Origin of the sequence: Pseudonocardia sp. Ae150A_Ps1, from assembly GCF_001932315.1 — a bacterium.
Classification (GTDB): domain Bacteria; phylum Actinomycetota; class Actinomycetes; order Mycobacteriales; family Pseudonocardiaceae; genus Pseudonocardia.
In genome coordinates, this window is the sequence record NZ_MCIJ01000001.1 from 1,750,267 (window position 1) to 1,773,869 (window position 23,603).

The window sequence follows — 23,603 nt, forward strand, 5'->3', positions numbered from 1 at the left end:
CCGTCGCCGATCACCGCGGTCCCACACCGCGGAGGTCTTCTCAGCCGCCCAGGTCGACCGGCACGACGTTCGGGTCGAACGGCTTCTCCCCCGCCACGAGCCGCAGCGACCCGCCGAACCCGCCAGGCCCGTCGGCGTAGTCGATCGCCGAGCGCAGGTCCGAGACACCGTTGGTGCCGGGCGCGGGTGCCAGGTTCAGGGTGGACAGCACGCCGAGCGCGGCGCCGTCGGCGGACAGGTAGCCCGATCCGGAGTCGCCCGGGATACCGGGCAGCACGGTGGTGACGGTGTGCGAGCGGCCGCCGCCGGTGGTGCCGAGCGAGGTCCCGGTCTTCGGCCGCAGCGCCGCGACGCCCTGGCGGAGCTCGGAGTTCCCGTAGCCGAAGACGATCTCACCGGCGCGGGTGCCGTCGGCGTCGACGCCGGTCGGTCCGCCGTAGAACGGCATCGTCGGGTTGGTCCGTGCGACGTCGGCCGGGTCGATGCGGACGAGCGCGAAGTCGTTGAAGCGGCAGGTGTCCGGATCGGCCCCGCCGGCCTCCTGCATGCTCAGCCACGACGAGTACGTGAGGGCCCCCGGGCGCTCCGCGCCCTCGATCTCCACCGGCGTACCGAGCGGGAGCGACTCCGCGGTGCAGCCGTCGACCTCGGTCGAGCCACCGGTGCCCGCGCAGTGTGCGGCCTGCCCGAGGTAGACCTCGGCGCCGTCGGTGAACACGAAGTTCGCCGTGCGCTGGGCGCCCTCGGGGCCGGTGCGGGTCATGACCCCGGGGGTCACCGTGGCGTCGTCGGGGCCGGCGAAGCCCGGGCCGTCCTGGGCGGCGGCCGTCCCGGCCGCGGCGAGGGCGAGCGCGACGACGGCGGCGCCGGCGAGGCCGGCCCGGGCGAGCCGGCGCCGGACGGACGACTGCGGGATGGGGCGAAGGTTCTCCGGGACGGCGGTCATCGGCGTCGGGCCTCCGGGGTGCGCTGGGGAGCGGTCACCGGGCTCAACTCGCCACGAGCGCCGCGGTTACGGCAGGTTCCGACAGCGGTCCGATCTTCACTCCATCGGGGTGCCGGGCGATGCCGCCGGACGGCCCCGTGTCACCCGCCGTTCAATTGAGCCGGAGCTCGGCGGCCGCCTTGTCGGCATCCGAGCGATGCTTGAGGACGACGCCGAGGGTGGCGCGGACGGCGTCGTCGTCGAGGGTGTCCAGGCCGAGCGCGAGCAGCGTGCGGCCCCAGTCGATCGTCTCGGCGACGCTGGGCACCTTGCGCAGCTCCATCGCCCGCAGCACACGCACGGTCCGGACCAGCGCGTCGGTGAGCTGCTCGGTGAGCTCGGGGACGCGGACGCCGACGATCCGCCGTTCCATCTCGGCGTCCGGGAAATCCAGGTGCAGGAACAGGCACCGCCGCTTGAGCGCCTCGGACAGCTCGCGGGTCGAGTTCGACGTCAGCAGCGAGAACGGGCGCCGGGCCGCGGTGACGGTGCCCAGCTCGGGGATCGAGACCTGGAAGTCCGACAGGACCTCGAGCAGCAGGCCCTCCACCTCGACGTCGGCCTTGTCGATCTCGTCGATCAGCAGGACGGTCGGGTCGGTGCGGCGGATCGCGGTGAGCAGCGGGCGCGGGAGCAGGAACTCCTCGGAGAAGACGTCGTCGCGGGTCGCGTCCCAGTCCTCGGAGTCCCGGCCCGCGGTGATCCGCAGCAGCTGCTTGGCGTGGTTCCACTCGTAGAGCGCGCGGGCCTCGTCGATGCCCTCGTAGCACTGCAACCGCACCAGACCGGAGCCGGTGGCCTGGGCGACGGCCTTCGCCAGCTCGGTCTTGCCGACGCCGGCGGGCCCCTCCACCAGCAGCGGCTTCCCGAGCCGGTCGGCGAGGAACACCGTGGTCGCCACGGCGGTGGACGCGAGGTACCCGGTCTCACCGAGCCGGTCGGTGACGTCGGCGACGGAGCCGAACACGGGCTGGTGGGCTGTGCTCACGGCGGTCATCCTGCACTGCACCACGGGCCGGTGCCGCACGCCCCCGCCCTGCGGGTGAGCCGGATCACCCGCGGGACGGGAGCGCCGCTCAGCGCCCCCGGCGGGCGAACACCCAGGTCGCGGCGACGAGCGACACCCCGGCGATGCCCGCACACCAGGCGAGGGCGAGCGCCGCCGTCGCACCGAGGGCGACGACCGGCGTCCCGTCCGACCCGAGCCCGACCAGCAGCCCCCGGACCGACTCGATCACCGGGGTGACCGGCTGGGCCTCGGCGAAGCCGCGCAGCCAGCCCGGCATCGAACCGGGCGGGACGAACGCGCTGGACACGTACGGCAGGAACAGCATGACGAAGCCCAGCCCACCGGCCGACGCGGGTGTGCGCGCGACGACGCCGACGAACGTCGCCACACAGGTGATCGCCAGCACGTAGGAGGTGACGACGCCGAGCGCGCCCAGCCACTCGAGCGGGCCCGCGCCGGGACGGAAGCCGATGGCCGCGGCGACGGCCAGCACGATCGCCGTCGTCAGGAGGTTCTTGAGCACGCTCGCCACCACGTGCCCGGCGAGCACCGCCGCACCAGGGACCGGCATGGACCGGAACCGGTCCATGATCCCCGTCCCGGTGTCCTGCACCAGCGCGATCGCGGTGTTCGAGGCCCCGTAGCCGGCGCACAGCAGGATCACGCCCGGCGTGGCGTAGGTGATGTAGTCGGTGCCGGTCTCGATCGCCCCGCCGAACACGAAGACGAACATCAGCATGATCATCGTCGGGAGCAGGAGCGAGACGAGCAGCTCGTCCGGGTCGCGGCGGGCCAGCCGCAGTGCGCGGCCGGTCATCGTCGCGGTGTCCGGGACGGCCCGGAGCCACCGAGCGGGTGCCGCCGGGGCCGTCATGCCGCCACCCCCGCCGGCTCGGCGGCGTCCGCGTGCCGGGTGGAGTGCCCGGTGAGCGCGAGGAACGCGTCGTCGAGGCTGGGCGCGCGCACCGCCCAGTGCTCCGGCGGCGGACCGGCCGCCTCGACGATCGTGAGCAGGTCGCGGACGTGCCGGACCGAACCGTCGGTGGGCACCCGGAGGACCGGACCGGTGTGCACGAGGCCGCCGAGCGCGCCGGCGACCCGGGCCGCGTCGGTGGCGGAGGCGAAGGCCAGCTCGACGGCGGCGTCCCCGACCGCCCGCTTGAGCTGGGCGGGCGTGCCCTCCGCGACCACCCGGCCGCCGTCGATCATCGCGACCCGGTCGGCGAGCTCGTCGGCCTCCTCCAGGTACTGGGTCGTGAGCAGCAGGCTGGTGCCGTCGGCGACGACGCGGGTGATGACCTCCCACATCCCGCGCCTGCTGCGCGGGTCCAGCCCGCTCGTCGGCTCGTCGAGGAACAGCACCGTCGGGCGCAGCACCAGGCCGGCGGCGAGATCGAGCCGGCGGCGCATCCCGCCGGGGTAGGTCCGCAACTGCCGCCCGGCCGCGTCCGCCAGGCCGAACGCCTCGAGGAGCTCGTCGACCCGGGTCCGGACCGCCCGGCGCGGCAGGTGGGCGAGCCGGGCCATCGTCGTCAGGTTCTCGCGGCCGGTGAGCTTCTCGTCGACGGCGGCGTACTGGCCGGTGAGACCGATGACCTCGCGGACCCGGCGCGCGCCGGTCACGACGTCGTGTCCCGCCACGGTGGCGGTACCGCCGTCCGGCCTGGTCAGGGTGCTCAGCACCCGCACGGTGGTGGTCTTGCCCGCGCCGTTCGGACCGAGCAGCGCGAGCACCTCCCCCGCGTCCAGCCGGAGGTCCACGCCGTCCAGCACCCGCACCCGACGGCGCTTCCCTCCGAAGCACTTGCGCAGGCCGACCGCCCGTACCACGGGTTCCGCCACGACCACTCCCCTCATCTGCTTACAGTACAAACTGTTTATAGCATCAACTGCTTACGGTGGACCCCGTTTTCCTGCGGCCGCGCGGGCGGGAGAGGATGGACGCATGGACGACGAGGAGGTCCCCGCGACCCTGCGCAGGCTGTGGGGGCGTGCCGGCCGGCCGCGCCGCGGGCCGAAACCGGCGCTGAGCACCGACCGGATCGTGCGGACCGCCGCCGACCTGGCCGACGCCGAGGGACTCGGCGCCGTGTCGATGGCGCGGGTGGCGGACGTGCTGGGCTGCACCGCGATGGCGCTCTACCGGCACGTCGAGAGCAAGGACGAGCTGCTGGCCCTGCTGGCCGACCACATCGCCGAGCCGCTCACGATGCCCGAGCACGCCGGCGACTGGCGGTCCGGGCTGGAAGCGTGGACCCGCGCCCAGATCGACGCCGCGCTCGCCCGGCCGTGGTTCCTGGAGCTCCCGCTGGCCGCGGCCCGGATCGGTCCGAACCGGGTGCGCTGGATGGAGGAGGCGTTCGCGGTGCTGGCCGAGGTGGACCTGCGGGGGGACGAGAAGCTGGCCGTCGTCGGGCTGCTCGCCCAGCACGTGCTCGCCGAGGCGCGGGTGCAGCTGGAGACGACGCTCGCCGCGGCGGACGACGTGCGACGCCGCCGCGGCCTGCCCGCGGACACCCCGCTGAGCGAGCTCGACCCGGCCGAGGTGACCGCGGCGAACCCGATGCACGACTTCGAGACCGTCCTGCACGAGCTCGCCGCCCCGGGCGACTACCCGCACCTGAAGGCGGCCCTCGCCGACATGCCGGCGCCCGTCCTCACCGGTGCGCGCGACCCGGACGCGGAGATCGACCTCGGGCTCGGGCTCGTGCTCGACGGCGTCGAGGCGTACGTGCGGGCCCGCTCCGCCGGACCGCCCCCGCGGCCGCCCGGCGACGGGACTGTCGGGGGTCCGCGCCACCATGGGTCCCGTGACGACCGCATCGGAGACCGACCTGCCGGGTAGTGCCGACCTGCGCGAGCGCGCCGAGGCGGTGCTCGCCCAGCTCGCCGGCGACGGCGCCGGGCTGCGCGAGGACCAGTGGACCGCGATCGAGGCCCTGGTCGCGCAGCACCGCCGCGCGCTCGTCGTGCAGCGCACCGGCTGGGGAAAGTCGGCGGTCTACTTCGTGGCGACGGCGCTGCTCCGCGAGCAGGGCGCCGGCCCCACGGTGATCGTCTCCCCGCTGCTGGCGCTGATGCGCAACCAGATCGACGCGGCGATTCGCTCCGGGATCGTGGCGGTCACGGTCAACTCGGCCAACGCCGACGAGTGGGACGCGGTGTACGCCGACATCGAGAACGGCGACGTCGACGTGCTGCTCGTGTCGCCGGAGCGGCTCAACAACCCCGACTTCCGGGACCGGGTGCTGCCGAAGCTCGCCGCGAGCGCCGGGATGCTCGTGGTCGACGAGGCGCACTGCGTGTCCGACTGGGGGCACGACTTCCGGCCCGACTACCGCAGGCTGCGCACGCTGATCGCCGAGCTGCCGTCCGGCATCCCGGTGCTGGCGACGACCGCGACCGCGAACGACCGGGTCGTCACCGACGTCTCGGAGCAGCTCGGCATGGGCCGGGACCAGCAGGACACGCTGGTGCTGCGCGGCTCGCTGGACCGGGAGTCGCTGCGGCTGGCCGTGGTGCAGCTGCCGACCCCCGCCCGGCGGCTGGCCTGGCTGGCCTCGAAGCTCGACGAGCTGCCCGGCGCCGGGATCGTCTACACCCTCACCGTGCAGGCCGCCGACGAGGTGGCCGAGTTCCTGCGCGAGCGCGGGTTCGCGGTGCGCTCCTACTCCGGGAAGACCGATCCGGAGCAGCGGCTCGCCGCCGAGTCGGACCTGCAGGAGAACCGGGTGAAGGCCCTGGTGGCGACGTCGGCGCTGGGCATGGGCTTCGACAAGCCCGACCTGGGCTTCGTCGTGCACCTCGGCGCCCCCGCCTCGCCGGTGGCCTACTACCAGCAGATCGGCCGTGCCGGGCGCGCGCTGGAGCGGGCCGAGGTGGTGCTGCTGCCCGGCCGCGAGGACCGCGACATCTGGGCCTACTTCGCGTCGCTCGCGTTCCCGCCGGAGCCGCTGGTCCGCCAGACCCTCGGCGTGCTGTCGGAGCACCCGCGGTCGACGGCGTCGATCGAGACCCAGGTGGACCTGTCCCGCACCCGGCTGGAGATGCTGCTCAAGGTGCTCGACGCCGACGGCGCGGCGAAGCGCGTCAAGGGCGGCTGGACCGCCACCGGGGAGGAATGGGTCTACGACACCGAGCGGCACGCGCGGGTGAACGAGGCGCGGCGCGCCGAGCAGCAGGCGATGCTCGACTACATCGCCACCACCGAGTGCCGGCTGGTGTTCCTGCGTCGCCAGCTCGACGACCCGGACCCGACCCCGTGCGGCCGCTGCGACACCTGCACCGGCACCGTCTGGTCCGACGACGTCGCGGCCGACGGCGAGCAGGCCGCGCAGGAGCGACTGTCCCGGCCCGGGATCGAGCTCGCGCCGCGGAAGATGTGGCCGTCCGGGATGGCGGACCTGGACGTGCCGCTGTCCGGGCGGATCCCTCCCGGGGAGCAGGCGGCGACCGGCCGGGCGATCGGGCGGCTCTCCGACATCGGCTGGGGCACCCGGCTGCGCGAGCTGCTCTCCGGCGGCGACGACCCGGTGCCGTCGGACGTGCTCGACGCCGTCGTCCGGGTGCTCGCGGGGTGGGGCTGGGAGCGGCGCCCCGTCGGTGTGGTCGGGATCGGCTCGCGCACCCGACCGCACCAGCTCGATCACCTCGCCCGCCGGATCGCCGAGATCGGGCGGCTGCCGCTGCTCGGCACGCTGCCGCCGGCCGGCGACCACCCGGAGGCGCGGGAGAACTCCGCCCAGCGGCTGGCCGCGGTGTGGGCGGGGCTGGACGCGGCGGCGCTGCCGGACCTCTCGGGCGCCGGGGGCCCGGTGCTGCTCGTCGACGACCTCGTCGACTCCGGCTGGACGATGACGGTCGCCGCACGCGCCCTGCGGCAGGCCGGGGCACCGGAGGTGCTGCCCCTCACGCTGGCGGTCGCGGGCTGATCTTCCCGTCCCACTCCTCGACGGTTAGGTTTGCCTCACCTGACTCCGAGGAGTGTCCATGCGTGCTCATGTCCCCCGGTTCCCCGCCCTCGTCGCCGTGCTCGCGGCGATCTCGCTGCTCAGCGGGTGCGGCGGGGCACCGGCAGCGCCGGAACCGACTCCCGCGGCGGAGGCCGGCGGCGCCTTCCCGGTGACGATCCCGCACGCGTTCGGCGGGACGACGGTCCCGGCGAAGCCGCAGCGGGTGGTGGCGCTGGGGCTGAACGACCTCGCCGTCGCGCAGACCGTCGGGGCTCCGGTCGTCGGCGCGACGCGGAACGTCGCCGACTCCGGTCCGGTGCTGCCCTACCTCGACCCGCTGCCGCCAGAGGTGCTGGCGATCGACCCGAACGCGCCGCTGTCCCCCGAGCAGATCGCGGCGTTCGCCCCGGACCTGATCCTGGCCGTGTCCGCGTTCCAGGTCACCGACCGCGCGACCTACGACCGGATCAGCACGATCGCGCCGACCGTCGTCGCCGCCGAGGGGCTGTACTCGGCGTCGATGCAGGACGACGCCCGCCAGGTGGGCCGGGCGCTCGGCGAGGAGCAGAGGGTCGACGAGCTGATCGCGGCGGCGGACGCCCGGATCGCCGCCGTCGGCGACGAGCTGCCCGGCCTCGCCGGGCGGACGTACCTCTACGGCCAGGCCCGCGGCGAGATCCTGCCGATGGTCGTCGGCGAGCAGAACCAGTCGACCGCGTTCATGCGCTCGCTCGGCCTGGCGGTGCCGGAGTCGTTCGCGTCCGCACCCGCCTCGGACGCCCTCGCACCGGGCACCGTCGGCATCTCCTACGAGGAGGTGGGCCGGCTGTCCGAGGCCGACCTGCTGCTGATGACCTTCGCGGGCGAGGGTGACCGCGCCACGTTCGAGGGGGACGAGCTCGTCCAGCGGGTCCGGGCGGTGCAGCAGGGCACCTACGTGCCGCTGACCCTGGACCAGGCGGTCGCGCTGCAGGCACCGAACGTCGTCTCTGCCGGCTGGCTGGTCGACCAGCTGCGCCCCGCCCTGGAGAAGGTCGCGGCGACCGGCTGACCGGCGACAATGACCCTACTCGCGGGTAAGGTCGGCCCCGTGAACCCACCCGACTTCGCGCTCAAGGCGATGAACGCCGGCCACCGGCTGCTGATCAGGCTGTCCGGTGGCCGGGTCGGCCACTCCGCGATGGGGATGCCCGTCGTCGAGCTGACCACGACCGGGCGCCGCTCCGGCGAGCCGCGGACGGTGCTGCTGACCGCCCCGCTGCACGGCGACGGGAGCTACGTCGTCGTCGCCTCCCGAGGTGGCGACGACCGGCACCCGGCCTGGTTCCACAACCTGCGTGCGGACCCGCAGGTGCAGGTCGCCGTCCAGGGTGGCCCGAGGGTCCCGATGCGGGCGCGGGTCGCCGAGCCCGCGGAGCGGGCGGAGCTGTGGCCGCGGATCGCCGACCGGTACCGGAACTACGCCGGCTACCAGCGCAGCACCGAGCGGGAGATCCCGCTGGTGCACCTCGAACCCGCCTGACGGACCCGGACGGCGCCTGGGGGATCAGCCAGGGCCGATCCCCCAGGCGACGCGCAGCCGGGTCCCCGCACCGTCCACGATCTCGGCGTCTCCCGGTGGGCCCGCGCCGGGGGCCGGCACGAGCTCCGGGACGACGGCGTCGATCCGCAGGTCCGCCGCGTGCGGCCGGCCCGCACGGAGCCAGCCGTCGGCGAGGGCGACGAGCCGGTCGGCGGCGGCCTCCCCGCCGGGGCCGAACGACCGGACCGTCGCCCGCGGATCGGCGAGCAGCAGGGCGCACCCGTCCGCACTCGCGAGCCCGAGCGCCACCCGGGCCCCCGCCACACCGAACAGTGCGGACGCGAGCCCGTCACCGGGCGGGCCCAGCAGCCGGACGACCGCGGTGTCGGCGAGCGCGCACCACAGCCCGAGGCCGTCCCACAGGTCCGAGACCGTGCACCGGACGGGAGCCGGTCGGTCCTTCCCCGGCTCGTCCAGGACCCGTTCCAGCACCCGCGGGTCGGCGGCGCCGTCGCCGGAGCGGCAGGAGGGCTGGACCGTCCAGCCGCCGCCGGACAGCTCGGCGTCGGCGCCCGGGTCCGCGCCGGCACCGCGCAGCCGCACGAACGCGCAGCTCCGCACCGAGGTGGACACCAGCCGGCCGGGCCCGGTGTGCGCGAACGCGACCGACAGCTGGCTGCCGCGCACCGTCAGCGGGAGCAGCAGACGGCCCTCCGGGGCCAGCTGCGCGACCCACTCCGGGCGGACACCGGTGGAGCCGACCGTCAGCTCGATCCGGTCGTAGGGCGCCGACGGCGGGTAGCCGCCCGCCCCGTCGGCGGTGACGGCCTCCACCCGGTCGAGCCCGGCCGCGGCGAGGTGGGCGCGGGTGCCTGCGACGAGGTCGTCGTCGATGTCGACCGTGGTGACAGCACCGGCGGTACCGACGACGTGCGCGAGCAGGCCCGCGTTCCACCCCGCGCCGGCGCCGATCTCGAGCACCCGGTGCCCCGGGGCGACGTCGAGCTGCTCGAGCATGATCGCCACCATGGACGGCTGCGAGACCGAGCTGACCGTGACCCCGCCGTCGCTCTTGATCGGCACGGCCTCGTCGGCGTACGCGGCGTCCGGGGCGAGCCCGGGCAGGAACAGGTGCCGGGGGACGGACTCCATGGCCGCACGGATCCGCGGGCTGCGCAGCCTGCCGTCACGGACAAGGTCGGCGACCAGCCCGGCCCGGGCGTCCTCCGGCGTCGGCATGGGGGGCATTCTGCCTCGTGAGTGGTTATCGCGGCCGGGACCGACAAAACCACTCACGAGTCACATCGTGACCAGGTCGTCGGCGTGCACGAGCTCCCGGCGCTGCTCGGGGGGCAGCTCACGGGTGCGGCGCCCGATCATCGAGGGCAGCTCCGTCGCGTCGTAGGACACGACGCCGCGGGCGATCGCCCGGCCGTGCGGGGCCAGCAGCTCGACGACGTCGCCCGCCACGAAGTCCCCGGAGACCCCGTGCACCCCGGCGGCGAGCAGCGACCGGCGCCGGGCGCGGACCGCCTCGACGGCACCGTCGTCGAGGTCCAGCGCGCCGCGGACGTCGGCCGCGTGCCGCAGCCAGAACCGGCGGGCGCTCATCCGGGTGCCCGCCGCCCGGAAGGCGGTCCCGACCTTGGGGCCGTCCGGCCCGGCGGCGAGCGCGGGAGCCGCCTCGTCGGCCGAGGTCAGCAGCACCGGGATCCCGGCCGCCGACGCCATCGCCGCGGCCGTCACCTTCGTCGCCATCCCGCCGGTACCCAGGCCGGACCCGGGACGGGTGACGCTGATCCCGGCGAGCTCGGACGGGGTCTCCACCTCGCCGACCAGCGCCGCACCCGGGTCGCGGGGATCCCCGTCGTAGAGGCCGTCGACGTCGGAGAGCAGCACGAGCGCGTCCGCGCCGACGATGTGGGCCACCAGCGCGGCGAGCCGGTCGTTGTCGCCGACCCGGATCTCGGCGGTGGCGACGGTGTCGTTCTCGTTGACCACCGGGAGCGAGCCGAGCTGCAGCAGCCGCTCCAGCGTCCGCTGGGCGTTGCGGTAGTTCGAGCGGCGGATCATGTCGTCGGCGGTGAGCAGCACCTGCCCGATGCCCTGCCCGTACCGGGCGAACGACGCCGAGTACGCGTGCGCCAGCAGCAGCTGCCCGACCGACGCCGCGGCCTGCTGGGTGGCGAGGTCACGCGGACGCCTGCGCAGCTGCAGCGGCGCCAGCCCCGCGGCGATCGCACCGGACGACACGAGCACCACCTGGCTGCCGGTGTCGCGGCGGGCCATCAGTGCGTCGACGAGCGCGTCGAGCCGCGCCGGGTCGAGACCGCCGGTGAGGCTGGTCAGCGACGACGACCCGACCTTGACGACGACCCGGCGGGCGGCCCCGAGCGCCGCGCGGGTGGTCACTCCTCGATCTCGCGGTCGGAGGCGTAGTGCGCCCCCGCCGCGAGCTCGGCGTCGGACAGGTGTGCCCGCCGCGCCGCCCGGGCCTGCTTGCGCTCGGCCGAGCCGACCCGGTCGTGGCTCTCCAGCCGGATGTCGGTGCCGCGGCCGGTGAGCAGCGCCGCCACCCCGGCCGGGGTGGACGGCTCCCAGTCGAACGTGACGTCGCCGACGGTGACCGGGCAGCCGGGCACGGCACCGGCCTTGGCCAGCCCCTCCTCGACGCCGAGCCGGGCGAGCCGGTCCGCGAGGTAGCCGACGGCCTCGTCGTTGTCGAAGTTGGTCTGCCGGATCCAGCGCTCGGGCCGCTCGCCGCGCACGACGAACCCACCCTCGATCTCGGTGTCCGGCTCGATGGTGAACCCGGAGTCGTCGACCGCCTTCGGGCGGAGCACGATCCGGGTCGGCTCGACCTCCGGACGGGCGGCCCGGGCCGCCGCGACCCGCTCGGCCATCGCGAAGGTCAGCTCCCGCAGCCCGGCCCGGGACGCGGTGGAGATCGCGAACACCGGCCAGCCGAACCGCTCGGTCAGGTCCTCGCGGACCATGTCGACGAGATCCGCAGCGTCCGGGACGTCGATCTTGTTGAGTGCGATCAGCCGCGGCCGCTCGTCGATCCGCTCCCCGAGGGCGCTGGTGCCCAGCTGGTCGGCGTAGTGCGCCAGCTCGGTCTCCAGGGCCTCGATGTCGGACACCGGGTCGCGCTCGGTCTCGAAGGTCGCGCAGTCGACGACGTGCACCAGCACCGAGCAGCGCTCGACGTGCCGCAGGAACTCCAGGCCCAGCCCGCGGCCGTCGGCGGCGCCCGGGATGAGCCCCGGGACGTCGGCGACGGTGAAGGTCTCGTCGCCGGCGCTGACCACACCGAGCTGCGGGACGAGCGTGGTGAAGGGATAGTCGGCGATCTTCGGCCGGGCCGCGGACAGCGACGCGACCAGCGAGGACTTGCCCGCGCTGGGGAAGCCGACCAGGCCGACGTCGGCCAGCGAGCGCAGCTCCAGGGTGAAGTGGACGTCGTCGCCGGGCTCGCCGAGCAGCGCGAAGCCGGGCGCCTTGCGTGCGGCGCTCGCGAGCGCCGCGTTGCCGAGCCCGCCGCGGCCGCCACGGGCGGCGACGAACCGGGTGCCGGGGCCGACGAGATCGGCCACGACCTCGCCGTCCTCGTCGAGCACGACGGTGCCGTCCGGGACGCGCAGCTCGGTGTCCGGGGAGTTGGCGCCGTTCTTGAACGCGCCCTGCCCCTGCGTTCCGCTGCGCGCCGCGGCGTGCGGGCGGTGGTGGTAGTCGAGCAGCGTGTGCACGCCCGGGTCGACGACCAGGACGATCGACCCGCCCCGGCCGCCGTTGCCGCCGTCGGGGCCGCCGAGCGGTTTGAACTTCTCGCGGTGCACCGAGGCGCAGCCGTTGCCCCCGGCACCCGCGGTCGCGTGCAGCACGACGCGGTCCACGAACCGGGACATGATGGTGCTCCTCTGTGACGACGGTGGTGACACGACGAACGGCGGGCCCCCCGCTACCGGGGTGACCCGCCGTCGGCGTCGCTGTGCTGGCGGGTCGCTCAGACCTCGGCCGGCACGATGTTGACGGTCTTGCGGCCGCGCTTGGAACCGAACTCGACGGTACCGGCGGCGAGGGCGAACAGCGTGTCGTCCTTGCCGCGCCCGACGTTGACACCCGGGTGGGTGGCGGTGCCGCGCTGACGGATGAGGATCTCGCCGGCCTTGACGACCTGGCCGCCGAACCGCTTCACGCCCAGGTACTGGGCGTTGGAGTCGCGACCGTTGCGGGAGCTGGATGCACCCTTCTTGTGTGCCATGACGCAGGCTCCTTACTTGCCGATCGCGGTGACCTGGACCTTCGTCAGGGGCTGGCGGTGGCCCTGACGCTTGTGGTATCCGGTCTTGTTCTTGAACTTGTGGATCCGGATCTTCGGACCCTTCGTGTGCTCGACGACGGTGGCGGACACCGCGGAGGTGAGGCCGCTGGCATCGGTGGTCACCTGGTCGCCGTCGACGAGCAGCACGGCGGGAAGGCTGATCTCGGCGCCGGGCTCACCGTCGATCTTCTCGACGGTGACCACGTCGTCGACGGCCACCTTGTACTGCTTGCCGCCGGTCTTGACGATCGCGTACATCGCTGACGCACGACTCCTGAAAATCGGGGGCGCTACTGGAGCGCGCACGGGTCTCTCACAGCTCGCGCCGATCCCGGCGCGCACGCCACGTCCCCCGTTTGCTGAGCACAGAGGCGTGGCTTCTGTCGGTCAAGGGTACGCGACCCCGCTGACGGGGTCGCACTCACCCCCCGTCCTGGGGCGGGCCCGCGGGGCGGGACGCCGTACGACGACGGCGGCGGGGCCGGGAGACGGCCTCGGCCGCCTCCGGGTGGTCCGGGGTGGCGGGGGCGTCGCCGGTGGCGGCCTCCCCCGTCCCCGTCTCCCCCGCGCCGGACTCACCGGACGGGGACGAGGTGGTGATGACGACCGGCTCACCGGCCGCGACCGGGGCCCCGGCCGAGCGGCTGACCTTGCGACGGCGCGGAGCGGGTGCCTCCGGCACCGCCTCCTCGACGGGCTCGGCGGGCTCGGTCTTGCGCGCCCGCCCGGCGGGCTCGGCGCCGGCGGACGGGACGGCGGAGCCGGTCAGCTCGCCGACCGGCTCGGCGACGGCCGGACCGGCGTCCGGGTCGACGGGCGGGGCGGGCGCGGCGTCGGTGGCCGTGGTGTCCGCCGGGGCGGGCCCGGCGTCGGCCGGCGCGTCCTCGGCAGGCGCGGACCCGGTCGGCGTGGACCGTGCCGGCTCGGTGCCGGACTCCGGGGTGTCGGGGACCGTGCTGCCGGCCGACGTGCCCTCGCCGCCCTGTGCGGCCGCGGCGACCGCGGCCACGCCGGCCACGGCGGTGGTGGTGTCCACGGAGCGCTCGGCCGAGCCGTTGCCGTTCCGGTCGGAACCGTTGCGGTCCGAGCCGTTGCCGTCCGAGCCCTGGTCGGAGCCGTTCGACTGGCCGGACGGGGCCCCGTTGCCGGAGTCCCCGCCACCGCGACGACGCCGCCGACGGCCACCGCCGTCACCATTGCCGCCGCCGTTGTTGCCGTTGTTGTTGCCGCCCCGGCCGTTGCCGTTGCCGTTCCCGTTGTGCTGGTGCTGGTGCTGCTCCGCCGGATCGGTGGAGATCACCACGCCACGGCCACGGCAGTGCTCGCACGGCGTCGAGAAGTGCTCCAGCAGCCCCCCGCCGACCCGCTTGCGGGTCATCTGCACCAGGCCGAGCGAGGTCACCTCGGCCACCTGGTGCCGGGTGCGGTCGCGGGCCAGGCACTCGGTGAGGCGGCGCAGCACGAGGTCGCGGTTCGCCTCCAGCACCATGTCGATGAAGTCGACGACGATGATCCCGCCGATGTCGCGGAGCCGGAGCTGGCGGACGACCTCCTCGGCCGCCTCCAGGTTGTTCCGGGTGACGGTCTCCTCGAGGTTGCCGCCGGAGCCGGTGAACTTGCCGGTGTTGACGTCGACGACGGTCATCGCCTCGGTCCGGTCGATCACCAGCGTGCCGCCCGACGGCAGCCAGACCTTCCGGTCCAGCGCCTTGAGCAGCTGCTCGTCGATCCGGTACTCGGTGAAGACGTCGGACGGGCCGGTGTGCCGGTGCATCCGCTCGGTCAGCTCGGAGGCCACGTGCTCGACGTAGCCCGAGACGGTGTCCCAGGCGTCCGCCCCGGACACGATCAGCTTCGAGAAGTCCTCGTTGAACTGGTCCCGGACGACCTTGACCAGCATGTCCGGCTCCTCGTAGAGGAGCGTCGGGGCCTTCGGTGCGCCGGGGCCGGTCTTCTCGGACTTCTCCTTGACGACCTCCCACTGCGCCTGCAGCCGGCGGACGTCACGCTCCAGGGCGTCGTGCGAGACGCCCTCGGACGCCGTCCGGATGATCACCCCGGCCTCGGACGGGACGATCTCCTTCAGTATCTCCTTGAGCCGCTTGCGCTCGGTGTCGGGCAGCTTGCGGGAGATGCCCGCGGCACCGCCGGAGGGCACGTAGACCAGGAACCGGCCGGCCAGCGAGATCTGCGTGGTCAGCCGGGCGCCCTTGTGCCCGACCGGGTCCTTGGTGACCTGCACCAGCACCTGGTCGCCGGACGACAGCGCCTGCTCGATCTTGCGGGCCTTGCCGTTGAGACCGGCGGCGTCCCAGTTGACCTCACCGGCATAGAGCACGGCGTTGCGGCCGCGCCCGATGTCGACGAAGGCCGCCTCCATCGACGGCAGCACGTTCTGCACCCGGCCGAGGTAGATGTTGCCCACCATGGAGGAGCCGGAACCGCCACCGGTGATGAAGTGCTCGACGAGGACCGAGTCCTCCAGCACGCCGATCTCGGTGCGGTCGGCCAGCTGGCGGATCACCATCTGCCGGTCGACGGACTCCCGGCGGGCCAGGAACTCGGACTCGGACAGGATCGGCGGGCGGCGACGGCCAGCGTCCCGGCCGTCGCGGCGGCGCTGGCGCTTCGCCTCGAGCCGGGTCGAGCCACGCACGCCCTGCACCTGGTCGTCGGAGGACGACGAGCCGGAGTCGGAGCGGGCCTCACGGACCTTGGTGACGGTGTTCGGCGGGTCGTCCTCGGAGCGGTCCTCGACGTCGGACCCGCCCTTGCGACGGCGGCGGCGCCGGCGGCGGGAGCCGCCCGACGACTGCTCGTCCCCGTCGCCGTCACCGGAGTCCCCCGACCCGGCCGGGGTCTCCTCACCGGAGCCCTCACCGGACCCGGCGTCAGAGTCGGAGTCGGAGTCGGAGTCGGAGTCGTCGGCGTCCTGGTCGTTCTCGCCCTGTTCGTCGCCGCCCTTGCCCCGGCCACGGCCACGACGGCCACGACGGCGGCGCCGGCGGGCGTCGCCGTCGGCGTCGTCCTCCGACCGGTCGGCGTCGGCATCGGCGGAGTCCGTCCCACCGGAGTCGGCGTCGGAGTCGGCGGGGTCGGCGGCGGTGGTGTCGCCCGCCGGGGTGGTGGTCTGCTCGTCCTCGGCCACGGCCTCGGCGTCGCGCTGCTTCTTCCGGCCCTTGCGGCCCTTCCTGGCGCCACCGGTGCCCTCGCCGTCCTCCGTGCCGGCCGGCGCGGACGCGGGCGGCGCCGCGGGGGCGGCCGGCGCGGTCGGGGCCTGGAACATCGGGGCGGCGAAGGCGGGCGCGAAGGCGGCCGGCTCCGCGGGTGCGGAGGCCCAGGTCGCGGCCGGCCCGGAGTCGGCCGGTCCGAACGGGTTGTGTGCGGCCGCCCGCGGGCCGGTCCGCCGCCCGGTCCGCTCGGGCGCCGGGGCGTCCTGCCCGAGGTCCGCGGCGGCCGGCTCGACCGGCTCGGCGACGGAAGGCTCGGCGGCGGACGACTCAGCGAGGGACGGCTCCGTGGGGGACGGCTCGGCGGCCGACGGCTCGGTGTCACTCTCCCCGGCCACCGGGGCCAGTGCCGCGAGGACCTGCTCGGCCGTCGCGCGGGTGATGTTGGACTGGACGCTGCGGACCTCGTGGCCGAGCGTCGTCAGCGCTCCGAGGACGTCCTTGCTGGCCCGGCCGAGCAGCTTGGCCAGTGCGTGCACCCGCATCTTCTCCGGCAGGTCCGGGGTCGGGACGGGCTCACCGGAGGGCCCGCCGGTACCACCGGCGGGCGCGTCGTTCACGGACATTCAGCTCCTTCGCCCCCGGGCGCCTCGTTCGGGAGGCGGCCGCGCAGGGACCTTGCGCGTACTCGTTCCGCAGCTCGCGCGGGTTGCGCGGTGCGGCACATCTGGTGTCGCTGTCCCGGATCTCCGGGGGTCCCGCCTCGACGGCGCCGCCGGCGGCGTGAGTGCCGTCCGGATCAGGATCCGACCGGTCGGCCCCGGGTCGCCGGTACCGCACCGAGCGGGTCCACCAGGTCGCCCCCGTCGTCGAGCAGACCCTGCGCCAATCGGGTGGCCGTCACCGGTACCGGTGGCGCCAGGTCTGCGACAACACCGAGCGCACCCAGTACGTCGTCGGGTCGAACGGTCGGTGTCGTCTGCCGAACGACCGCCGTCAGTATCGCACAGCCGGTAGCCGGACCCGGGGAACCCGCCGCCGGGTCCGGGACGTCGTCACTCACCTGGGGATCGACCGACAGCGAGACCAGTGCGGCACGCACGTCGATCTCCTTGCGGCCCGACGGAGTGACACGGATCACCACCACCGACTCCCGCTCCAGGAGCGTCGCGACGGCCGCCGCGACGTCGGCGTGCGGTACACCCCGCACCTCCAGGCGCCACCGGCCGGCGTCGATCCGCTCGGCGAGCGCCGGCGGCTCGGCGACGACGGCCTCCAGGACGTCGAGACCGTCCGGGAGCGCGCGGTCCATCGCCTCGCACACCACCGCCGGATCGAGCTCGCGGGTGAGGCCCATCTCGACGTACTCGGCCTCGCTGGCCGCGCCGGTCGGCGCGGCACCGACCCAGGACAGCCGCGGGTGCGGGCTGAACCCGTGCGAGTGCGACACCGGGACGCCGGCCCGGCGCACCGCACGCTCGAAGCTGCGGGCCACGTCACGGTGGGACAGGAAGCGCAGCCGGCCGCGCTTGGCGAAGCGCAGCCGCACCCGCTGCACCGTCGGTGGTGCCGGGTTCGCCGCCGCTCCCGCCTTCACACGTGCCATGCCCCGGAGTCTAGGAGGGGCGCGCACACGGTCCGGCACACGCCTCGCGCGGAACCTCGCCCGCATCAGCAGTCCGCATCAGCACCGACGCTGCCGCCGAGAGCGAGGAGACCTCCATGACCGCCACCCCGGACCTGTCCGCGATCGGCGCGAAGCACCGCTCCGTGTGGAGCTCGGGCGACTACGGCACGGTCGCCGCCGACCTCATCCCCGGGCTCGGGACCGTCCTGGTCGAGGCCACCGGCGTCGGCCCCGGCGAGCAGGTGCTCGACATCGCCGCGGGCACCGGCAACGCGGCCATCCCGGCCGCGCTGGCCGGTGCCGAGGTGGTCGCGTCCGACCTCACCCCCGAGCTGCTGGCCGAGGGCGCGCGGATCGCCGACGCCCGCGGGATCGGGCTGGAGTGGGTCGAGGCCGACGCGCACGCCCTCCCCTTCGAGGACGCGATGTTCGACGTCGTGCTCTCCTTCGTGGGCGTGATGTTCGCCCCGTTCCACGAGCGGGCCGCCGCCGAGCTGCTGCGGGTCTGCCGGCCCGGCGGGCGGATCGGCCTGCTGAACTGGACCCCGACCGGGTTCATCGGCGGGATGTTCACGACCCTGCGGCCGTTCGTGCCGGCCCCGCCGCCCGGTGCCACGCCCGGCCCGCGCTGGGGCGACGAGGCGCACGTGCGCGGCCTGCTCGGCGACGGCGTCCGGGACCTGCAGGCCTCGACCGACATCGCGCGGCTGGCGGTGACCGACTCACCCGAGGAGTTCCGGGCCTGGTGGAAGCGCAACTACGGACCCGTGATCGCCGCCTACGCCGGGCTCGCCGGGGACGCGGACCGGACCGCGGAGCTCGACGCGGCGTTCCTCGACCATCTGGAGCGCACCCGGACCGGCGACCACTGGGACGCCGAGTACCTGGTGGTCACGGCCGTGCGGACCTGAGGCCCGGCGGCCGAACGGCGGGCGCCGTACGAGGTGCTCGTGCTGCCATCCTGGACGTCCTCCACCGGCGTGTCCCAAGAGCGCGACGATGACCGTCGTCCGGCTGCTCGGCCCGCCCCGGGCCTCGGGTGTGCCGGCCGTCCGGGGCCGCAAGCCCTGGGCGCTGCTCGCCCTGCTGCTGTGCTCGACCGGCCCGGTGCCGCGGTGCCGGGCGGTCGAGCTGCTCTTCCCGGACACCGACGATCCCGCGGCGGCGCTGCGCTGGACGCTCAGCCGGGCCCGGCGGGCCACCGGCGGCGCGGTACGGATCGGCGGCGACCCGCTGCGGGCCGAGCCCGCCGACGGCGTCGCGGTGGACGTGCTGGACGTCCTCGCCGGTCGCCCGCCGGACCGGTGGCCGGTGGTGGAGGCGACGCTGCCGCTGTTGGAGGGCGCCGAACCCGACGTCCCGGAGTACGCGGCCTGGCTGCACGGCAGGCGGCTCGAGCTGGCCCGCTCCGGGCTGCGGATGCAGCAGGCCCGCCGGGACCTGCCGTGCGCACCCGCCGGACGTGGGGCGGTCCGGGAGCTGGTCCGGGTCGCCGAGGAGGTGCTGGCCGACGCGCTCACCCTCGCCGATGCCCTCGACGACGCCCGCCGGGTCCCGCTCACCACCCGCGGCGTGGCCGCGGCCCGGGCCCGGCTCGGCGCCCCGGGGGGCGCGGCGGAGACGCTGCGCCGGGCCTGCGCGACGCTGGTCGCCGACACCGACGTGTGCTGCCCGATCGAGCTGCACCCGCGCGACGCCCGCTGCGCGGTCACCGCGGACCACGCCCCGGGGACGACGGCCGGGAGCCATCCACCGGCCGCCCGCTACGGCTCCAGCACGAGCAGCGCGTCACCGGCGGGCAGGAACCCGGCCCGCCGGTAGAAGGCGGCGCTGCCCGCGGTGGGGGCGAGCATCAGCCGCCGGTACCCGCGGGCCCTGGCGTGCGCGACGACCGCCGACAGCAGCACCCTCGGCACCCCGGCCTCGGCGAAGGCCGCCAGTACGAACGCGTTCCCGACCTGCCCGGTGCGGGCGCCGCGCCCGCCGGGACGGGGCATCTGCACCGTCTCCAGCGCGTTGATCGAGCCGACCGGCGTCCAGCCGGCGCGGTCGCTGCCGGCCTCGGCGATCCAGAACGCCCGGCGTGGCTGCTCCACCCGCCACCAGGCGGCGAACGCCTCGTCGAACGACGGGTCGCCGACCGCGCGGCCCGCCCGCTCCTCCATCCACTGGCGGCGCAGCCGGGCCAGCGCGGCGACGTCGCGCTCGTCGGCGACGCGCACCCGCAGCCGACGGCCGCCGTGCTCCCAGGACCCGCCGGTGGCGTCGTCGACGGCGGGATCGGGGATCGAGGACAGTCCGTTCTCAGCCACCCGACCCCGGCTCCTGCCCCGTCGCGTCCGCCGGTCGTGCCGGGAGCGACCCGGTACCGGACGCCGTCGGGTTGACCACCGTGAGCGGCAGCAGCGTGGTGCCGCTGGGGCCGACCTCGATGTCGGTGCCGGTGGAGGGGCAGACGCCGCAGTCGAAGCACGGGGTCCAGCGGCAGTCGTCCTGCTCGCGCCCGGACAGCGCCTCCTGCCAGTCCTCCCACAGCCAGTCCTTCTCCAGACCGGAGTCGAGGTGGTCCCACGGGAGGACCTCGTCCTCGTACCGCTCGCGGGTGGTGAACCAGTCGAGGTCGACGCCCATCGGCTCCAGCACCGCGGCGGCGGAGTCGACCCAGCGCGTGTAGGAGAAGTGCTCGGACCAGCCGTCGAACCGGCCGCCGTCGCGCCAGACCCGCTCGATCACGGCGCCGACCCGGCGGTCGCCGCGGGCGAGCAGTCCCTCGATCAGCGAGGGCTCGCCGTCGTGGTAGCGCATGCCGATGTTGCGGCCGATCTTGCGGTCGGCGTTCACGGCCTCGCGCAGCTTGCGCAGCCGGGAGTCGACGACCTCCGGGTGGCACTGCGAGGCCCACTGGAACGGGGTGTGCGGCTTCGGCACGAACCCGCCGATCGAGATGGTGCAGCGGACGTCGTTGCGGCCGGACGCCTTCCGGCCCGCCTGGATCACCCGGTAGGCCATCCCGGCGATCTCCAGGACGTCCTCGTCGGTCTCGGTCGGGAGGCCGCACATGAAGTACAGCTTCACCTGCCGCCAGCCCTGCGAGAACGCCTCCGCACAGGTCCGGATGAGGTCGTCCTCGGACACCATCTTGTTGATCACGCGGCGGATCCGCTCGGAACCGCCCTCCGGGGCGAACGTCAGCCCGGAGCGGCGCCCGTTGCGGGAGATCTCGTTGGCGAGGTCGATGTTGAACGCGTCGACCCGGGTGCTCGGCAGCGACAGCGAGGTGTTGGTGCCCTCGTAGCGGTCGGCGAGCCCCTTGGTGACCTCGGCGATCTCGGAGTGGTCAGCGCTCGACAGCGACAGCAGGGCGACCTCGTCGAACCCGGACGACCGGACGGCGGCGTCGACCATCTCGCCGATGCCCTGCAGCGACCGCTCCCGCACCGGACGGGTGATCATCCCGGCCTGGCAGAACCGGCAGCCGCGGGTGCAGCCGCGGAAGATCTCCACCGACGCCCGCTCGTGCACCGTCTCGGCCAGCGGGACCAGCGGCTTCTTCGGGTAGGGCCACTCGTCCAGCTCGACCGTCGTCCGCTTCTGGACGGTCGTGGGGACCCGGTCCTCGGCGGGCGCGACGGCGGTGATCGCGCCGTCGTCGCCGTAGGTCACGTCGTAGAGCGAGGGGACGTAGCAGCCGGGGGTGCCGGCGAGCCGGACCAGCAGCTCGTGCCGGCCGCCGGGGCGGCCCTCGTCCTTCCAGCCCTTCACGACGTCGGTGATGTCGCCGACGACCTCCTCGCCGTCACCGAGGGCGGCGACGTCGACGAAGTCGGCGACCGGCTCCGGGTTGAACGCCGCGTGCCCGCCCGCGACGACGACCGGGTGGCTCTCGTCGCGGTCCGTCGCGTGCAGCGGGACGCCGGCGAGGTCGAGGGTGGTGAGCAGGTTCGTGTAGCCGAGCTCGGTGGAGAACGACACGCCGAGCACGTCGAAGGCGCCGACCGGGTGGTGGGCGTCGACGGTGAAGGCCGGGACGCCCGTGGAGCGCATCAGCTCCTCGAGGTCGGGCCAGACCGAGTAGCAGCGTTCGGCGAGGGCGTCCGTGCGCTCGTTGAGGACCTCGTAGAGGATCTGCACGCCCTGGTTGGGCAGCCCGACCTCGTAGGCGTCGGGGTACAGCAGGGCCCAGCGGACGGTCGCGGACTCCCACGGCTTGATCTGCGAGTTCCCCTCACCGCCGACGTACTGCACCGGCTTGGAGACGCGGGGCAGGATCGACTCCAGGACAGGGAAGACGGAGGTGGGTGCCACGCTGCACCAGGGTAGCCCCGTCCGGCGCGGGCGGACCGGCGGGTCGGCGGCCGGCTGAGGCACGGCTCACGGCACGCGGCGGGCGTCCTCGCCTACCCTGGCCCCGACCGGCGATCACGGAGGGACACGATGGGCACCAGGCGCGGACCGACGTCGCCGCTGCTCGTGTCCCGGCGGCACGTCGACCTGTGCCGCACCGGGTCCGCCGGCTGTCCGGCCCCCTGAGGACCCGCACCCCGTACCCGCACCGCCCGCGCCGGACCGCCCCGGTCCGCGGCCGCGCGGCGGTCGCACGCCGAGCCCCGGAGCGCCCGTGACCGCCCGCCGGATCCACCTGAACGCGTTCGACATGACCTGCGCCGGGCACCAGTCCCCCGGCCTGTGGCGCCACCCCGACGACGAGTCGCACCGGTTCCACGACCTGACCTACTGGACCGACCTCGCGCAGCTGCTGGAGCGCGGCGGGTTCACCAGCCTGTTCGTCGCCGACGTCCTCGGGCTCTACGACGTCTACCGCGGCGGGCCGGAGCCGGCGATCCGCGACGGCATCCAGGTCCCGGTCCGCGACCCCACGCTGGCCGTCTCCGCCATGGCCGCGGTCACCGAGCGGCTCGGGTTCGGCATCACCGTGTCGCTGACCTACGAGAAGCCCTACGCGTTCGCCCGCCGCCTCGCCACGCTCGACCACTACACGCGCGGCCGGGTCGCCTGGAACGTCGTCACGTCGTACCTGGACTCGGCGGCACGCAACCTCGGGCTGGAGGTGCAGGTCCCGCACGACCGCCGCTACGACGTCGCCGACGAGTTCATGGACGTCGTCTACCAGCTGTGGGAGGCCTCCTGGGACGCCGACGCCGTGCGGCTCGACCGGGAGAACGGGATCTACACCGACCCGGAGAAGGTCCACCCGATCGGCCACCACGGTGAGTTCTTCGACGTCCCCGGGATCGGCCTGACCGAGCCGTCGCCGCAGCGCACGCCGACGATCTTCCAGGCCGGCGCCTCACCGCGCGGCAGCGCCTTCGCCGCCCGGCACGCCGAGGGTGTCTTCGTCACCGCGGCCACCCCGGAGACCCTGGCGCCGCGGATCGTCGCGACCCGCCGCACCGCCACCGAACTCGGCCGGGACCCGCGGTCGCTGAAGTACTTCTCGCTGCTCACGGTCGTCACCGGCGCCACCGACGCCGAGGCGCAGGAGAAGTACGAGGACCTGCGCCGGTACGTCTCGCTGGAGGGGGCGCTCACCCTCTACGGCGGCTGGTCCGGCCTGGACCTGTCGACGATGGACCCGGACGAGCCGCTGCGCTACGCCGAGACCGAGGCGCTGCGCAGCGCCGTCGAGCAGTTCACCACCGCCGACCCGGACCGGGAGTGGACCCCGCGCGACATCGCCGAGCACATCGGCATCGGCGGGATGGGCGCGGTCGTCGTCGGCGGGCCGGAGACGGTCGCCGACGAGATGGCCCACTGGGTCGACGTCGCCGACGTCGACGGGTTCAACCTCGCCTACGCCACCACCCCGGGGACCTTTACCGACGTCGTCGAGCACGTGGTGCCCGAGCTGCGCCGGCGGGGGATGCTCGCCGAGCGCCCGGAGGGCGCCACGCTGCGCGAGCACCTCTACGGCGAGGGCCACGCCCACGCGCTCGCCGACCACCCCGCCGCGGCGCACGTCCGCCGGACCGTCCCGGCGTGACCCGCCCGACCAC

General features: G+C 74.8%; 20 protein-coding genes. 7 read left to right on the forward strand and 13 right to left on the reverse strand.

Going from position 1 to position 23,603, the window contains the following annotated elements:
• Nucleotides 1-40: 40 nt before the first annotated feature.
• The 4 genes from Ae150APs1_RS07905 to Ae150APs1_RS07920 form a co-directional block, all read right to left on the reverse strand.
• Nucleotides 41-946, reverse strand: a complete 906-nt coding sequence (locus Ae150APs1_RS07905; protein ID WP_075296706.1) for a serine protease — start codon at nucleotides 944-946, stop codon at nucleotides 41-43.
• Between the two features lie 151 nt (nucleotides 947-1,097).
• Nucleotides 1,098-1,973, reverse strand: a complete 876-nt coding sequence (locus Ae150APs1_RS07910) for a MoxR family ATPase (RefSeq protein WP_249266262.1) — start codon at nucleotides 1,971-1,973, stop codon at nucleotides 1,098-1,100.
• Nucleotides 1,974-2,061: 88 nt separating this feature from the next.
• On the reverse strand, nucleotides 2,062-2,868 hold the full coding sequence (locus tag Ae150APs1_RS07915) for an ABC transporter permease (protein ID WP_010240140.1): 807 nt from the start codon (nucleotides 2,866-2,868) through the stop codon (nucleotides 2,062-2,064).
• Nucleotides 2,865-3,842 carry an ATP-binding cassette domain-containing protein gene (locus Ae150APs1_RS07920; protein ID WP_083679989.1) on the reverse strand — a complete coding sequence of 326 codons (978 nt, stop codon included), beginning with the start codon at nucleotides 3,840-3,842 and terminating at the stop codon, nucleotides 2,865-2,867. The genes Ae150APs1_RS07915 and Ae150APs1_RS07920 overlap by 4 nt, the downstream gene beginning before the upstream one ends.
• Before the next feature lie 97 nt (nucleotides 3,843-3,939).
• Here Ae150APs1_RS07920 and Ae150APs1_RS07925 point away from each other — a divergent pair, with 97 nt between their 5' ends.
• The 4 genes from Ae150APs1_RS07925 to Ae150APs1_RS07940 all read left to right on the forward strand — a co-directional run bounded on the left by Ae150APs1_RS07925 (nucleotide 3,940) and on the right by Ae150APs1_RS07940 (nucleotide 8,468).
• Complete coding sequence (locus tag Ae150APs1_RS07925) at nucleotides 3,940-4,839, forward strand: TetR/AcrR family transcriptional regulator (RefSeq protein WP_075301821.1); 900 nt, start codon at nucleotides 3,940-3,942, stop codon at nucleotides 4,837-4,839.
• Nucleotides 4,796-6,925 (forward strand): RecQ family ATP-dependent DNA helicase, encoded by a 2,130-nt coding sequence (locus Ae150APs1_RS07930; protein ID WP_075296712.1) that lies wholly within the window; start codon nucleotides 4,796-4,798, stop codon nucleotides 6,923-6,925. The genes Ae150APs1_RS07925 and Ae150APs1_RS07930 overlap by 44 nt, the downstream gene beginning before the upstream one ends.
• Before the next feature lie 58 nt (nucleotides 6,926-6,983).
• Nucleotides 6,984-7,997, forward strand: coding sequence for an ABC transporter substrate-binding protein (locus Ae150APs1_RS07935; RefSeq protein WP_075296714.1), 1,014 nt, complete (start codon nucleotides 6,984-6,986; stop codon nucleotides 7,995-7,997).
• A 69-nt stretch (nucleotides 7,998-8,066) separates the two neighbouring features.
• Nucleotides 8,067-8,468: a nitroreductase/quinone reductase family protein gene (locus tag Ae150APs1_RS07940; protein WP_033200394.1), complete on the forward strand. Its 402-nt coding sequence runs from the start codon at nucleotides 8,067-8,069 to the stop codon at nucleotides 8,466-8,468.
• Between the two features lie 24 nt (nucleotides 8,469-8,492).
• Here Ae150APs1_RS07940 and Ae150APs1_RS07945 read toward each other — a convergent pair whose 3' ends face one another.
• From Ae150APs1_RS07945 to Ae150APs1_RS07975, 7 genes are all read right to left on the reverse strand, one after another.
• A complete protein-coding gene (locus Ae150APs1_RS07945; RefSeq protein ID WP_249266263.1) occupies nucleotides 8,493-9,707 on the reverse strand; it encodes a methyltransferase domain-containing protein in 1,215 nt (404 codons plus the stop codon).
• 60 nt (nucleotides 9,708-9,767) lie between these two features.
• Entirely contained in the window at nucleotides 9,768-10,880 is a 1,113-nt protein-coding gene (gene proB / locus Ae150APs1_RS07950) for a glutamate 5-kinase (RefSeq protein WP_010240124.1), read from the reverse strand.
• Complete coding sequence (gene obgE / locus Ae150APs1_RS07955) at nucleotides 10,877-12,376, reverse strand: GTPase ObgE (protein WP_060575234.1); 1,500 nt, start codon at nucleotides 12,374-12,376, stop codon at nucleotides 10,877-10,879. The genes proB and obgE overlap by 4 nt, the downstream gene beginning before the upstream one ends.
• A 98-nt stretch (nucleotides 12,377-12,474) precedes the next feature.
• On the reverse strand, nucleotides 12,475-12,732 hold the full coding sequence (gene rpmA / locus Ae150APs1_RS07960) for a 50S ribosomal protein L27 (RefSeq protein ID WP_010235598.1): 258 nt from the start codon (nucleotides 12,730-12,732) through the stop codon (nucleotides 12,475-12,477).
• 12 nt (nucleotides 12,733-12,744) lie between these two features.
• Nucleotides 12,745-13,050 carry a 50S ribosomal protein L21 gene (gene rplU / locus Ae150APs1_RS07965; protein ID WP_010235601.1) on the reverse strand — a complete coding sequence of 102 codons (306 nt, stop codon included), beginning with the start codon at nucleotides 13,048-13,050 and terminating at the stop codon, nucleotides 12,745-12,747.
• Nucleotides 13,051-13,213: 163 nt separating this feature from the next.
• A complete protein-coding gene (locus Ae150APs1_RS07970) occupies nucleotides 13,214-16,588 on the reverse strand; it encodes a translation initiation factor IF-2 N-terminal domain-containing protein (RefSeq protein WP_075296719.1) in 3,375 nt (1,124 codons plus the stop codon).
• Nucleotides 16,589-16,761: 173 nt separating this feature from the next.
• A complete protein-coding gene (locus tag Ae150APs1_RS07975) occupies nucleotides 16,762-17,568 on the reverse strand; it encodes a TIGR03936 family radical SAM-associated protein (protein ID WP_170918059.1) in 807 nt (268 codons plus the stop codon).
• A gap of 116 nt (nucleotides 17,569-17,684) precedes the next feature.
• Here Ae150APs1_RS07975 and Ae150APs1_RS07980 point away from each other — a divergent pair, with 116 nt between their 5' ends.
• A complete protein-coding gene (locus Ae150APs1_RS07980) occupies nucleotides 17,685-18,500 on the forward strand; it encodes a methyltransferase domain-containing protein (protein ID WP_075296721.1) in 816 nt (271 codons plus the stop codon).
• Between the two features lie 88 nt (nucleotides 18,501-18,588).
• Nucleotides 18,589-19,410 carry a hypothetical protein gene (locus Ae150APs1_RS07985; protein ID WP_075296723.1) on the forward strand — a complete coding sequence of 274 codons (822 nt, stop codon included), beginning with the start codon at nucleotides 18,589-18,591 and terminating at the stop codon, nucleotides 19,408-19,410.
• Here Ae150APs1_RS07985 and Ae150APs1_RS07990 read toward each other — a convergent pair.
• Entirely contained in the window at nucleotides 19,353-19,901 is a 549-nt protein-coding gene (locus Ae150APs1_RS07990; RefSeq protein ID WP_010231684.1) for a GNAT family N-acetyltransferase, read from the reverse strand. The genes Ae150APs1_RS07985 and Ae150APs1_RS07990 overlap by 58 nt on opposite strands.
• Nucleotides 19,894-21,894: a TIGR03960 family B12-binding radical SAM protein gene (locus Ae150APs1_RS07995; RefSeq protein WP_075296725.1), complete on the reverse strand. Its 2,001-nt coding sequence runs from the start codon at nucleotides 21,892-21,894 to the stop codon at nucleotides 19,894-19,896. The genes Ae150APs1_RS07990 and Ae150APs1_RS07995 overlap by 8 nt, the downstream gene beginning before the upstream one ends.
• A 313-nt stretch (nucleotides 21,895-22,207) precedes the next feature.
• Here Ae150APs1_RS07995 and Ae150APs1_RS08000 point away from each other — a divergent pair, with 313 nt between their 5' ends.
• A complete protein-coding gene (locus tag Ae150APs1_RS08000) occupies nucleotides 22,208-23,590 on the forward strand; it encodes an LLM class flavin-dependent oxidoreductase (protein ID WP_083679990.1) in 1,383 nt (460 codons plus the stop codon).
• Nucleotides 23,591-23,603: the final 13 nt, after the last annotated feature.

Excerpts from the sequence above, each read along its gene's own strand:
- Ae150APs1_RS07980 (WP_075296721.1), top strand. The coding sequence starts at position 17,685 with ATGACCGCCACCCCGGACCTGTCCGCGATCGGCGCGAAGCACCGCTCC.
- Ae150APs1_RS07915 (WP_010240140.1), bottom strand. The coding sequence starts at position 2,868 with ATGACGGCCCCGGCGGCACCCGCTCGGTGGCTCCGGGCCGTCCCGGAC.
- Ae150APs1_RS07940 (WP_033200394.1), top strand. The coding sequence starts at position 8,067 with ATGAACGCCGGCCACCGGCTGCTGATCAGGCTGTCCGGTGGCCGGGTC.
- obgE (WP_060575234.1), bottom strand. The coding sequence starts at position 12,376 with ATGTCCCGGTTCGTGGACCGCGTCGTGCTGCACGCGACCGCGGGTGCC.
- Ae150APs1_RS07970 (WP_075296719.1), bottom strand. The coding sequence starts at position 16,588 with ATGTCCGTGAACGACGCGCCCGCCGGTGGTACCGGCGGGCCCTCCGGT.
- Ae150APs1_RS07975 (WP_170918059.1), bottom strand. The coding sequence starts at position 17,568 with ATGGCACGTGTGAAGGCGGGAGCGGCGGCGAACCCGGCACCACCGACG.
- rplU (WP_010235601.1), bottom strand. The coding sequence starts at position 13,050 with ATGTACGCGATCGTCAAGACCGGCGGCAAGCAGTACAAGGTGGCCGTC.
- Ae150APs1_RS07925 (WP_075301821.1), top strand. The coding sequence starts at position 3,940 with ATGGACGACGAGGAGGTCCCCGCGACCCTGCGCAGGCTGTGGGGGCGT.
- Ae150APs1_RS07935 (WP_075296714.1), top strand. The coding sequence starts at position 6,984 with ATGCGTGCTCATGTCCCCCGGTTCCCCGCCCTCGTCGCCGTGCTCGCG.
- Ae150APs1_RS07945 (WP_249266263.1), bottom strand. The coding sequence starts at position 9,707 with ATGCCGACGCCGGAGGACGCCCGGGCCGGGCTGGTCGCCGACCTTGTC.
- Ae150APs1_RS07985 (WP_075296723.1), top strand. The coding sequence starts at position 18,589 with ATGACCGTCGTCCGGCTGCTCGGCCCGCCCCGGGCCTCGGGTGTGCCG.
- rpmA (WP_010235598.1), bottom strand. The coding sequence starts at position 12,732 with ATGGCACACAAGAAGGGTGCATCCAGCTCCCGCAACGGTCGCGACTCC.
- Ae150APs1_RS07930 (WP_075296712.1), top strand. The coding sequence starts at position 4,796 with ATGGGTCCCGTGACGACCGCATCGGAGACCGACCTGCCGGGTAGTGCC.
- Ae150APs1_RS07905 (WP_075296706.1), bottom strand. The coding sequence starts at position 946 with ATGACCGCCGTCCCGGAGAACCTTCGCCCCATCCCGCAGTCGTCCGTC.